Annotated in this window: 10 protein-coding genes; 7 read left to right on the top strand and 3 right to left on the bottom strand. The window is 41.0% G+C overall.

Annotated features, from left to right (window positions below):
• Positions 1–55 precede the first annotated feature (55 nt).
• Positions 56–1,033, top strand: coding sequence for a chemotaxis protein CheV (locus tag J7338_RS11325; RefSeq protein ID WP_210797158.1), 978 nt, complete (start codon positions 56–58; stop codon positions 1,031–1,033).
• A 161-nt stretch (positions 1,034–1,194) separates the two neighbouring features.
• Here the strand turns inward: J7338_RS11325 and J7338_RS11320 are convergent, their stop codons facing one another.
• The 3 genes from J7338_RS11320 to J7338_RS20940 all read right to left on the bottom strand — a co-directional run bounded on the left by J7338_RS11320 (position 1,195) and on the right by J7338_RS20940 (position 4,276).
• Positions 1,195–1,440: a YfhL family 4Fe-4S dicluster ferredoxin gene (locus J7338_RS11320; RefSeq protein WP_210797157.1), complete on the bottom strand. Its 246-nt coding sequence runs from the start codon at positions 1,438–1,440 to the stop codon at positions 1,195–1,197.
• A 10-nt stretch (positions 1,441–1,450) separates the two neighbouring features.
• Positions 1,451–2,836 carry a prephenate-dependent tRNA uridine(34) hydroxylase TrhP gene (gene trhP / locus J7338_RS11315; protein WP_210797156.1) on the bottom strand — a complete coding sequence of 462 codons (1,386 nt, stop codon included), beginning with the start codon at positions 2,834–2,836 and terminating at the stop codon, positions 1,451–1,453.
• A gap of 123 nt (positions 2,837–2,959) precedes the next feature.
• Positions 2,960–4,276, bottom strand: coding sequence for a methyl-accepting chemotaxis protein (locus J7338_RS20940; protein WP_210797155.1), 1,317 nt, complete (start codon positions 4,274–4,276; stop codon positions 2,960–2,962).
• Between the two features lie 522 nt (positions 4,277–4,798).
• On the opposite strand from J7338_RS20940, the gene ndk reads away from it, so the two are divergent.
• The 6 genes from ndk (at position 4,799) to hisS (ending at position 11,746) form a co-directional block, all read left to right on the top strand.
• A complete protein-coding gene (gene ndk / locus J7338_RS11305; RefSeq protein ID WP_008111339.1) occupies positions 4,799–5,230 on the top strand; it encodes a nucleoside-diphosphate kinase in 432 nt (143 codons plus the stop codon).
• A gap of 174 nt (positions 5,231–5,404) precedes the next feature.
• Positions 5,405–6,532, top strand: coding sequence for a dual-specificity RNA methyltransferase RlmN (gene rlmN / locus J7338_RS11300; protein ID WP_210797154.1), 1,128 nt, complete (start codon positions 5,405–5,407; stop codon positions 6,530–6,532).
• A gap of 117 nt (positions 6,533–6,649) precedes the next feature.
• A complete protein-coding gene (pilW, locus tag J7338_RS11295) occupies positions 6,650–8,344 on the top strand; it encodes a type IV pilus biogenesis/stability protein PilW (RefSeq protein WP_210797153.1) in 1,695 nt (564 codons plus the stop codon).
• Positions 8,341–9,213 (top strand): RodZ domain-containing protein, encoded by an 873-nt coding sequence (locus tag J7338_RS11290; protein WP_210797152.1) that lies wholly within the window; start codon positions 8,341–8,343, stop codon positions 9,211–9,213. Before pilW ends, J7338_RS11290 begins: the two co-directional genes overlap by 4 nt.
• A 5-nt stretch (positions 9,214–9,218) precedes the next feature.
• A complete protein-coding gene (ispG, locus tag J7338_RS11285; RefSeq protein ID WP_210797151.1) occupies positions 9,219–10,337 on the top strand; it encodes a flavodoxin-dependent (E)-4-hydroxy-3-methylbut-2-enyl-diphosphate synthase in 1,119 nt (372 codons plus the stop codon).
• A 128-nt stretch (positions 10,338–10,465) separates the two neighbouring features.
• Positions 10,466–11,746, top strand: a complete 1,281-nt coding sequence (hisS, locus tag J7338_RS11280) for a histidine--tRNA ligase (RefSeq protein WP_210797150.1) — start codon at positions 10,466–10,468, stop codon at positions 11,744–11,746.

The following is an 11,746-nucleotide window of genomic DNA, read 5'->3' as shown; positions in this document are numbered from 1 at the left end:
TAGCGTATATACTAAACAAAGAAACTTCTGATTTGCTAGAGAAATGTGAATAACTATGAGCAATAAAAATAACAAAATCTTACTAGAAAGTGGCACTAATGAGCTGGAAATCATTGAATTCCATTTAGAAAAGTCTTTACCTAATGATAAAACCAAAACTTGTTATTATGGAATTAATGTTGCCAAAGTAAGAGAGGTAATACGAGTTCCAGAGACTACCGACTACCCTAATGCTCAACCGCATATGATTGGAGTCTTTTCTTCTCGAGACATACTCACCCCCCTCGTTGATCTTGCCGGTTGGTTAGGTGTACCAACATTGACAACACTTGATAATAAATACGTGATCGTTACTGACTTTAATAGGATGACCAATGGCTTTTTGATTGACAATGTCAGCCGGATACATCGTATATCATGGAATGATGTTGAATCACCCAGTCAATTTTTAGAAGCTGGTGAGCAAGACTGTGTTGTTGCTGTGGTCCGTAAGGAAAACAAACTGCTCATGATTTTAGATTTTGAAAAAATCATTGCCGATATTAACCCTGAACTTAGTATGGAAAAGTATGATGTGAAGCTTGATCGAACGGTGGATTTGAATGAAAAAATGATCAGCAAACGTAATGCTAAAACAGTCATGGTCGTTGATGATTCTGCGTTTATTCGCAGTATGATCCAAGAAACCTTATCCTCATCTGGATACAACGTCATTACTTGTAAAGATGGAGGGGAAGCGTTTGAGAAACTGAACGATATGCAACGTATTATTAAAGAAGAAAACTCTTCAATTGATGAAATCGTAAATGCGGTTGTTACTGATGTTGAAATGCCACGCATGGATGGTATGCATTTAGTGAAGCGTTTGCGAGAAAATACATTTTTTAACAATACCCCTATTGTCATGTTTTCATCAATTATGAGTGAAGATAACCGAGAAAAGGCACTTGAATTAGGCGCTAATGATACAATCACTAAACCTGAAATAGGTAAAATGGTTGGTTTGATGGACCAGTATATTTTTGGTTCTTAGAGCCAAGCGCAAACCTTCACCGTCAGACTTATAGTTGCGCTTAATATTTAAGTAGTAGGTATGAATTACCTATGAAACAGTAGTCAGCACAAAAACTAAAACAAGATACTGTGTCTATCACCTTAAACGGCATGCAAATTTAATAACACAGAAATACTAAACTAACCCGCCAATCTCACATATTTTTCGGCTAGTTCATCTATACTTTCACGGTGATTCGGATCAGGCTTTATACAATCAATGGGGCATACGCTCACGCAAGTCGGTTTGTCGTAGTGGCCTACGCATTCGGTGCATTTGGCAGGGTCTATTTGGTAAATTTTAGCGCCCATATAAATCGCTTCATTTGGGCACTCTGGGTCACACATGTCACAGTTAATGCATTTGCTGTTTATTAGTAATGCCATGATTTACTCGTTAAACAGCTTGCTTAAATGGATTGCAGGTGTCTTGGTTTTCATCCAGATTACGCATTAATATGGCGTGTTCTAAATCGATATTGTCAGGCAGTGGAATTTTTACTATATGACCTGAGCCTTTGGCATCGGTAATACTTTCGCCTTTTTTGCTTTCCATACATTCAAGCACAAAGCTGATATTACCTTTTGGAGTCATCAGCTCTAATGAATGCCCAACACAGAATTTGTTTTTAACATCAATCTCAACCAAACCACTGTCACTACGACCAAGTACTTCACCAACAAACTGTTGCTTAGTCGATACCGAATGGCCGTATTGGTAGTTCTGATAATCTTGATGAGCATGGCGCTTTAAAAAGCCTTCGGTATAACCCCTGTGGGCTAGGTTTTCTAATGTTTTAAATAAATCAGCGTCGAATGGTTTTCCTGCTGCGGCATCGTCGATTGCTTTGCGATAAACCTGTGCTGTGCGAGCAACATAATAAAACGATTTAGTGCGGCCTTCTATTTTTAGGCTGTGCACGCCCATTTTTGTAAGCTGCTCTACGTATTGCACGGCGCGTAAATCTTTAGAGTTCATGATATAAGTGCCGTGTTCGTCTTCAAACGCTGGCATGTATTCACCGGGACGGCCTTGCTCTTCAAGCATAACAATATCGTTACTTGGCGCACCAGCACCTAGCGTAGGAATAGTCTGCTTAGGATCATATTTATGTACCATTTCACCGGTTTCGTTTTCAATGCCCTGTTTTACATCATATTCCCAACGACATGCATTGGTGCACGTACCTTGATTTGGATCGCGTTTATTAATATAACCCGAGAGTAAACAACGCCCTGAATAGGCCATACATAATGCGCCATGTACAAAAACCTCTAACTCAGTTTCTGGGCATAACTGACGAATTTCAGCGATTTCTTCAAGCGATAACTCGCGCGATAATATTACTCGTTCAATGCCCTGCTTGGCCCAAAATTTAACGCTTGCGAAGTTTACCGCATTGGCTTGCACTGATAAATGAATAGCCATATCAGGCCACTTTTCACGCACTAACATGATTAAGCCTGGATCTGACATGATCAGCGCATCTGGCCCCATAGCGATTACCGGCTCAATATCGCGTAAATACGATTTCACTTTGGCGTTGTGCGGGGCAATATTCGATACCACATAAAACTTTTTATTCAGTGTGTGCGCTTCATCAATGCCTATTTTTAACGTTTGCAGATCGAATTCATTATTACGTACCCGTAAGCTATAACGAGGTTGCCCGGCATACACTGCATCTGCACCATAGGCGAATGCAAAACGCATATTTTTTAAACTGCCCGCAGGCGAAAGTAGCTCTGGGATAAAAGAATTCGGGGTTAAAATTGGTGACATGCGCACTCCTACATAAAACTGGGGTCAAACCAGTTGCATGAATAACCTGAACTCAGGTTAACTAATTAAGCGCGGCAGTATAGGGGTTGTTAAATAGGGATGTTTTGATCGAAATCATAAAACTCACTTTAATTGATTAGCAAATTGACTCACAGCATCAACTACTTGTTGCGCACCTTTTTTAATATTGCTCATCACAATGCCAGACTCGTTTGAAAGCTCTAGTCCTTCTTGTGCTTTACCTTCACCTTGCTTAATTGCTTTCACACTAGATTGCGTTAAGGTTTGATTTTTTTGCACAACTTCAACAATTTCTTCTGTTGCTTTACTGGTTCGAGATGCTAATTGGCGAACTTCATCAGCGACCACTGCAAAACCACGCCCTTGCTCTCCCGCTCTTGCAGCTTCAATCGCGGCATTCAATGCTAGCAAATTAGTTTGATCAGCAATGCTGCTAATACTTTGTACTATACTCGCTATTAACTGTGATTGTTTATCCAATGCTGAGATCTCATCTCCTGCTTGCGACATTTGCCCTGCAAGCTCGTTCATTACTTTCACTGTTTGTTGGATCACCGCCGCTCCTTGGTCGGCAAAGTGGTCTGTTTCAGTTGAGGTGCTAAACGCAATATCGGCAGCTTCTGCTATTGCGAGCTCTCGTTCAACTTGTTCTGTAATAACAGTGGCAAATTTAACCACTTTATACAGTTCATTTTGTTCGTTAAAAATAGGGTTATAAGATGCTTCAAGCCAAACCATTCGCCCATAATTATCTATCCGCTTAAATCGACTTGAAACGTATTCGCCTTTTTTAAGCTGCTGCCAAAATTCCTTATATTCTTGTGAATTTGCCTCTTCTGGCTCACAAAAAATACGATGATGTTGACCAACAACCTCATTGAGAGAATAACCCATTCCCGCCAAGAAATTTTTATTTGCTGTTAATACAATACCATTAGTATCAAATTCGATAACTGCCATGGCTCGGTGCAGTGCTTTAACTAAATCTTGATGCTCACGGGAGGTTTCAATTGTGCGGGTTAATACAGTGGAGTGCAGAGTAAATTCAACTAAGTTACCTTGCTCATCAGTGATCGGCTGTAAAATACTTCTTAGCCAGGCTTGCTCTTTGCTTGCTTGCAAAAACTGTAATGCACCTACCCAATGTTCACGCTGTGCAAGTGCATTCTTCAAACTATTAAAGTGTGCAGTCTGTTTAGCGTTATCTGGTACAAAACTCAGTAATTTTTTACCTAACAGCTGCTGATCTGAATACCCTAATTCATTTACAAAATTTTTATTTTGCGAAGTAATCAGTCCAGTTTTATCCATCGTTAATACCAGCATTTCTTCATCTAAGCTTTTTTTAACCTGTATTAGCCTGAAAAGCTTACTTTTTAATTCAGTTATTTGAGAGTTTAAAGATTTATTAAAAAACATACAAACCTGCTATTAATCAAGTGGATAAGATAAAACCAAAATACAACACTAACAAACTTTATTCTGTAGTCTGAACTAAAGTGTAAACCAAGTACCCACGTTTAGTGATTTTTTAAATAAATTATTGCAAATAAATTTATTGCTTTTAAATAAACAGATGCTGCTTTTGGTTGCACCTTAGAGTAATTTAGCAAGTAATAACTCAGAGCTTGCTAGTGATTATTGTTTACCATTACCTAAACTAATCTTAATATAAACACTTGCACCTGACGTTTAGAATGATAGTTCATAAAAGATTAAATTTCCTAATTGCAACTAAAACTTATAGAACATTTACCGGCGCAATAACAATTTTCCTGTTAATAAAAGCCCTATTTTCTATACTCGGTCCACGGTTATTTAAAAATCGCACAATTGTCATCAAGCTAGTTTTTAATAAAACTAGGCATTGCCGACTAAAACGCGTATAATTCGCGCCCGTTAATATTCACACTTTTACTTAAAAATTATTGGAGCATAAAGATGGCTTTAGAGCGTACTTTTTCAATCGTAAAACCTGATGCAGTTGCTAAAAACCACATTGGCGCTATCTACAACCGTTTCGAAACTGCTGGCCTTAAAATCGTTGCAGCTAAAATGGTTCACCTTTCACAAGAGAAAGCGGAAGGTTTCTACGCAGAGCACAGCGAGCGTCCTTTCTTTGGTGCTTTAGTATCTTTCATGACGTCTGGCCCAGTAATGGTTACCGTTCTTGAAGGCGAAAACGCTGTTCTTAAAAACCGTGAAATCATGGGTGCTACTAACCCTGCAGAAGCACTAGCGGGTACTTTACGTGCTGACTACGCTGATAGCATCGACGAAAATGCTGTTCACGGCTCTGACGCTGTTGAATCTGCTGCTCGCGAAATCGCGTATTTCTTCGCTGACGAAGAACTTTGCCCACGTACTCGTTAATTCGAGTTTCACAGCTAACCCTGTGATGCAAAGTAAGAAAAGGGCTTTCGGGCCCTTTTTTAGTCATTAGCTAAGCAATTAAACAGCTGTTTAGCTAATGACTAAACTGGTCGAATTGTGTACAATTCATCCCCGTAAATTTTTATCACCACCGTCACTGATTAAGGTTGTTTCATGACCACTGAGCAAAAAAAGATTAATTTATTAGATTTAAACCGAGATGCAATGCGTGAGTTGTTTGTATCGTTCGGTGAAAAGCCATTTCGTGGCGATCAGGTGATGAAATGGATTTATCATTTTGGCGTTGATAACTTTGACGAAATGAGCAACGTTAATAAAAAGCTGAAAGAGAAACTTAAAGCGGAGTGTGAGATTATCGCGCCTGAAATTTCAGTTCGTCAGCAAGCAAGTGACGGTACAATTAAGTACGCATTAGTGCTTGAGGGCGGCCAAGAGGTTGAAGCGGTATGGATCCCAGAAAAAGAACGTGCCACCTTGTGTGTATCTTCTCAAGTTGGCTGTGCGCTTGAATGTACTTTTTGCTCAACCGCACAACAGGGTTTTAACCGTAACTTAAAAGTATCTGAAATCATCGGTCAAGTTTGGCGCGTAGCAAAAGACATAGGCCTTGACGGCAATAGTGAAAAACGCCCTGTCACCAACGTGGTAATGATGGGTATGGGCGAACCTTTGCTTAACCTTAAAAACGTTGTGCCTGCGATGGAACTGATGATGGACGATTGGGGTTTTGGTTTATCAAAACGCCGCGTTACCTTAAGTACCTCTGGTGTGGTGCCTGCGCTTGATTTATTAAAAGAAAAAATAGATGTAGCACTGGCGATTTCTCTGCACGCCCCTGATAACGCGTTACGTGATATTTTAGTACCTATTAATAAAAAATACCCGATCGAAGAATTTTTAGCGGCGTGTCGTCGTTATATTGATGGTTCTAAAGCAAATAAAGACGTAACAATTGAATACGTGATGCTTAATGGCGTTAACGACAGCACCGATCAAGCACATGAACTTGTTAAAACATTAAAAGGTACTCCTTCTAAGGTAAACCTTATTCCGTTTAACCCATTCCCAGGTAACGAATACACACGCTCAAGCAACAGCCGCATCGACCGTTTTTCTAAAGTATTACAAGCTGCTGGCATTACCTGTATTGTACGCCGTACCCGTGGTGATGATATTGACGCAGCCTGCGGGCAATTAGCAGGTGATGTTGTTGACCGTACTAAGCGTTTAGCGAAAAAGAAAATGCGTGCAGATAATGCGATTGCAGTAAATATTCAGTAAGTCTAATTTTTTTAACCATATAAAGCCCTTTGTGCCAATTTATTTTTTAAATAAAGGATGCAACATAAGGGCTTTTCGGTAATATAGCTGCATGGACAATAATAAAGAGACGAAGTAATGCGATCTTTACTTGCTATAACTATCAGTGCACTGGTTTTAACAGGATGTATAACTGAAAATAGTTATGATGGCAATGACAAACCCGTTGTTGAAAATAAAATCAATAATACCGGCGCAGCACGTACCCGTATTGCCTTAGCACTAGAGTATTTAAGTACAGGAAACAGCTCGCAAGCAAAGTATAACCTCGAACGCGCCGCATCTTTCTCTCCAAATCTTCCTGAAGTCCACTACTCGTTTGCATATTACTATCAACAGGTCGGCGAAAACGTACTGGCAGACAAAGCCTATCAAAAAGCCATAAAAATTGCTCCTAACGATCCAAACACGCGCAATAACTATGGGGTGTTTTTATGCGGTATTGATGAGTACGACCGCGCTACAGAACAACTGCTAAAAGCCATTGAGATCCCCAGCTATATACGAGTAGCAGAAAGTTATGAAAATTTAGCTCTGTGCGCCATTGAGTTTGATGATTTTGATAACGCTGAAAAATATTTCAAATCGGCCATTAATCACAGTTCAATGCGTGCCTCATCACTGATCAGCTTAGCCGCTTTGTATTACGCAAAAAGTGATTTACATAGAGCAAAAGAAATACTCGAGCGTTATGAGAATAGTGGTCAAGTATCGTCTCGCTCATTGCTATTAAGCTATTTAGTTGAGCAGCGCATGGGCCATATTGAAAAAGCCGAAACCACTGCGGCAATGATATTGCAAACCTACCCAACCTCAAGTGAAGCGGGGATCATTCGCGAGCAAAAAATAAAACGTAGTGAGTTTGAAATACTGCGCTCACAATATCGCCAAGCAAAATTAGATGAGCTACAAGCAAATAGCCCTGCAGGAGAGGTTATCTCTGCACCCAAAATACGCATTGTAAAAAAGAAAAAAGCGCCAACAACTAGTACGCCAGCGCAAAGTACTCAACAAAGGCAAGCATCGGCACTTGTCGATACAAGAGGTATTTTGGCGGCTTTAAGTACTACCACAGCAATAACAACACCGGTGCAAGCAAGCATTGATACTACCGCTGTACAGATCATCCCCCCTGAAAACAATAATGATCCCTCCGCTGTAATGTCTGCTCTGGTGGTCGCAAAAACACCGAGCAAAACACAAGATGATGTGAAAATTGTTTCTTTTGGAGCACCAACGGATAGCCAAGCAATTGCAAATAGCAGCCAAGCTTCAACCCCAAGCCAAGCACAATTTAGTGATGAATTAACGGATGACGAAAAGGTGGTTTTTTACCAGCCAAAACGCAACGCCGCCGTCTTCGCAGAATCAGGACATAGCTCTGCAGCTGAGATCCGTTTTCAAGATCCGCAACAAAATACTCACGCACCGTTGCTAAATTCGCGGATCCCACAGTTAACTACGCCTTATCATGTTTTGCAAGATGGTGAAAACCTATTTAGCATTTCAGTACGATACAATGTTAAACTACAGAAATTACTCCAATGGAATGGTCTGAAAGAATCTGATCGGGTGGTCAATGGGACGAAAGTTTTTCTCAACGATCCCAACATTTATTACGAAATTAACGTCGGTGATACTTTGTATAGTATTGCCACCAAGCGTCGCTTGTTAATTGATCAGTTAATGCGATGGAATAAATTAAGCCCGGATGTTGCACTTAAACCTGGGCATAGACTGTTACTAGTGGACCCTGAATCATACTCATTATGAATGATGAAAATACAGAATCAACAACGCTCACTCTTGGCCAAACTTTAAAAAGTAGCCGCGAGCAAGCGAATGTCAGCTTAGAAGAGTTGGCAAAAAATTTAAAATTATCGGTGTTGCAATTACAACGTCTTGAGAATGACGAACACCACTTAATCGGCCCTGCTACCTTTGTTAAAGGTTATGCAAAAAGTTATTGTCGCGCCTTTAATTTAGATACTGCGGCCGTTTTAGCACTGTTCCCTGAACCGCAGGAAACCGTTAAAAAAACCAACATGCAAAGCTTTTCTAGACGAACAGAAAAAGAAGCTCATGATAGTCGCTTGATGCTGGTAAGTTACGTTATTCTGGCAATTGTTATTGGTTCATCCGCATTATGGTGGTGGCAAAACTCAACCCCTCTTGACGAACAAGTTGTAACGCAATCTTTAAGTAACTTTACCAAAAACACAACAGCAGTCGCACAGGCAGAGCCTAACGCAGCGTCAATCAGCCAGCTAGAACAAGCTGGCCCTGATGAAGCGATTGATGACCCCACTGCGTCGCAAATGATGGAGCAACAAGCCGATACCACCGAACTAGACGTTGCCCCGAGCGAAACCTCTAGCGAGCCACAAAATGATGGCCTTGGCACCATAGTTATGCATTTCAATGAAGAAAGTTGGGTTGAAATTCATGACGGCAAAGGCGATAAAGTGGCGTTCGGTGTTAAAAAAGCGGGTTATAATATGACAGTATCAGGTCATCTGCCTTTTTCTATCGTGCTTGGTAAGCATCAAGCTGTTGATATCACGCTTAACGGTGAAAAAATTGATATTTCCAGTTTTCCAAAAAATCGTTTAGCCAAATTTAATTTACCGTTAACAGAGTAGTCACTATGTTTTCAGAATCTCCCATTAAACGCAGAAAATCAACCCGCATCAATGTGGGTAACGTACCGATAGGTGATGGTGCCCCTATTGCCGTGCAATCAATGACCAATACCGATACCATGGATGTTGATGCAACCGTTGCGCAAATTCAAGCTATTCAAGATGCTGGCGCCGATATAGTACGTGTTTCCGTGCCGACTATGGACGCCGCCGAAGCATTTAGGAGCATAAAAGAGCAAGTCACCATTCCACTGGTTGCAGATATTCACTTTGATTATCGTATTGCTTTGCAAGTAGCAAAGTATGGTGTTGATTGTTTACGTATTAACCCTGGCAACATTGGCAGTGAAGAGCGTATTCGCGCGGTAGTCGATGCTGCCCGTGAGCATAACATTCCAATTCGTATTGGTGTTAATGGCGGCTCATTAGAGCGTGACTTACAAGAAAAGTACGGCGAACCAACGCCTGAAGCATTACTTGAATCAGCCATGCGTCATGTGAATATCTTGCGCCGTTTAGATTTTGATCAATTTAAAATATCAGTAAAAGCCTCTGATGTGTTTTTAGCTGTGGGTGCCTATCGTTTACTTGCTAAAGAAATCGACCAACCTCTGCACTTAGGGATCACAGAAGCAGGTGGCATGCGTTCAGGCTCAGTGAAATCAGCCGTAGGCTTAGGTATGTTACTTGCCGAAGGTATCGGCGATACGCTGCGAGTATCGTTGGCGGCTGATCCAGTGCAAGAGATCAAAGTCGGTTTTGATATTTTAAAATCACTGCGTATTCGCTCACGTGGGATTAATTTTATTGCCTGTCCGAGCTGTTCACGTCAAGAGTTTGATGTGGTTAGTACCATGAACCAACTTGAAGAGCGTTTGGAAGATATCATCGAACCAGTATCAGTATCGGTTATTGGTTGTGTGGTAAATGGTCCTGGCGAAGCGTTAGTCAGTGATATTGGCTTAGCTGGTGCAAATCGCCGCTCTGGCCTTTATATTAATGGTGAACGTCAAAAAGCCCGCATTGATAACAACAATATTGTTGATCAACTCGAAGGCTATGTACGCGGCTTTATCGCACAAAAAGAAAAACAGACCCCTATCGACATTAAAATCGTCGAATAAATACAATATAGTCGGCAAACTGGGTGGTTTGCCGCTCGCATGCCAGCTATAATGACGGGTCAATTTTTAGCATTCTTGTTGTGTAGTCATCTTTTATTACGCAAAAAAACAGTTTTTAGGATTTAGCAGTGGCAAAACAAATTCAGGCAATACGTGGAATGAACGATTGTCTGCCGGGCGATACCCAAGTTTGGCAGAAAGTAGAAAACATCTTACGCGAGACAGTAGCATCGTTCGGTTATCAAGAAATTCGTTTTCCAATTGTAGAATCAACCGATCTTTTTAAACGCTCAATAGGTGAAGTCACCGATATCGTTGAAAAAGAAATGTACACCTTTGCCGATAATAATGGCGACAGCTTAACACTTCGTCCTGAAGGTACAGCTGTATGTGTACGTGCTGGTAATCAAAACGGCTTACTGTATAACCAAGAGCAACGCCTTTGGTATATGGGCCCAATGTTTCGTCATGAACGTCCGCAAAAAGGTCGCTATCGTCAGTTTCACCAATTTGGTTTAGAAACCTTCGGTATTGCCAGCGCTGATATTGACGCTGAAGTGATTTTACTGACGGCGCAATTATGGCAACAATTTGGCATCAGCGAACATGTTCGTTTAGAGCTTAATTCTTTAGGTTCAAACGAAGCTCGCGGGCAATACCGCGATGCACTTGTAGCTTATCTTGAGCAACATATTGATGCACTAGACGAAGACTCAAAACGTCGTATGTACAGCAACCCACTGCGCGTGCTAGATAGCAAAAACCCTGATGTACAAGCGGTTTTAGTTGATGCACCAAAACTGTCTGAACACTTAGATGCTGAATCAAAAGAACATTTTGAAAATTTATGTGAACGTTTAGACGCCGCAGGCGTCATATACACGGTTAATGAAAAGTTAGTCCGTGGCCTTGATTACTATAACCGCACTGTTTTTGAGTGGGTTACAGATAGCCTCGGCTCACAAGGTACTGTATGTGCAGGTGGCCGCTATGATGGCTTAGTTGAGCAATTAGGTGGCAAAGCAACGCCAGCTGTGGGCTTTGCTATGGGTCTGGAACGTTTAGTGTTAATGTTACAAGCATTAGAGTGTGTTGGTGACATTCGTCGCAATGCTGATGTATATTTGGCAGCGATGGGTGACAAAGCCAGCATTCAAGCCCCTATTATTGCAGCTAAATTACGTGCTGAAGTACCTGGTTTACGTATCATGGTACATGCCGGTGGCGGTAACTTTAAGAAACAACTTAAACGCGCAGATAAAAGCGATGCACTCGTTGCACTGATTATCGGCGAAGATGAATTAGAACAAGGCGTAGTGACAGTTAAGTATTTACGTGAACGTAAAGAACAGGTCACCTTAGAATTAGAACAAATTAAAACGCTTTTAGCTGAGCTAATAAACAGCTAA

This window comes from Pseudoalteromonas ostreae (genome assembly GCF_018069805.1).
Lineage (GTDB): Bacteria > Pseudomonadota > Gammaproteobacteria > Enterobacterales > Alteromonadaceae > Pseudoalteromonas > Pseudoalteromonas ostreae.
This window is presented reverse-complemented; position numbering and strand designations above follow the sequence as displayed.

Bases quoted from the DNA above. Each gene is read 5' to 3' on its own strand.
- J7338_RS11325 (WP_210797158.1), top strand. From the start codon at position 56: ATGAGCAATAAAAATAACAAAATCTTACTAGAAAGTGGCACTAATGAG.
- J7338_RS11320 (WP_210797157.1), bottom strand. From the start codon at position 1,440: ATGGCATTACTAATAAACAGCAAATGCATTAACTGTGACATGTGTGAC.
- trhP (WP_210797156.1), bottom strand. From the start codon at position 2,836: ATGTCACCAATTTTAACCCCGAATTCTTTTATCCCAGAGCTACTTTCG.
- J7338_RS20940 (WP_210797155.1), bottom strand. From the start codon at position 4,276: ATGTTTTTTAATAAATCTTTAAACTCTCAAATAACTGAATTAAAAAGT.
- ndk (WP_008111339.1), top strand. From the start codon at position 4,799: ATGGCTTTAGAGCGTACTTTTTCAATCGTAAAACCTGATGCAGTTGCT.
- rlmN (WP_210797154.1), top strand. From the start codon at position 5,405: ATGACCACTGAGCAAAAAAAGATTAATTTATTAGATTTAAACCGAGAT.
- pilW (WP_210797153.1), top strand. From the start codon at position 6,650: ATGCGATCTTTACTTGCTATAACTATCAGTGCACTGGTTTTAACAGGA.
- J7338_RS11290 (WP_210797152.1), top strand. From the start codon at position 8,341: ATGAATGATGAAAATACAGAATCAACAACGCTCACTCTTGGCCAAACT.
- ispG (WP_210797151.1), top strand. From the start codon at position 9,219: ATGTTTTCAGAATCTCCCATTAAACGCAGAAAATCAACCCGCATCAAT.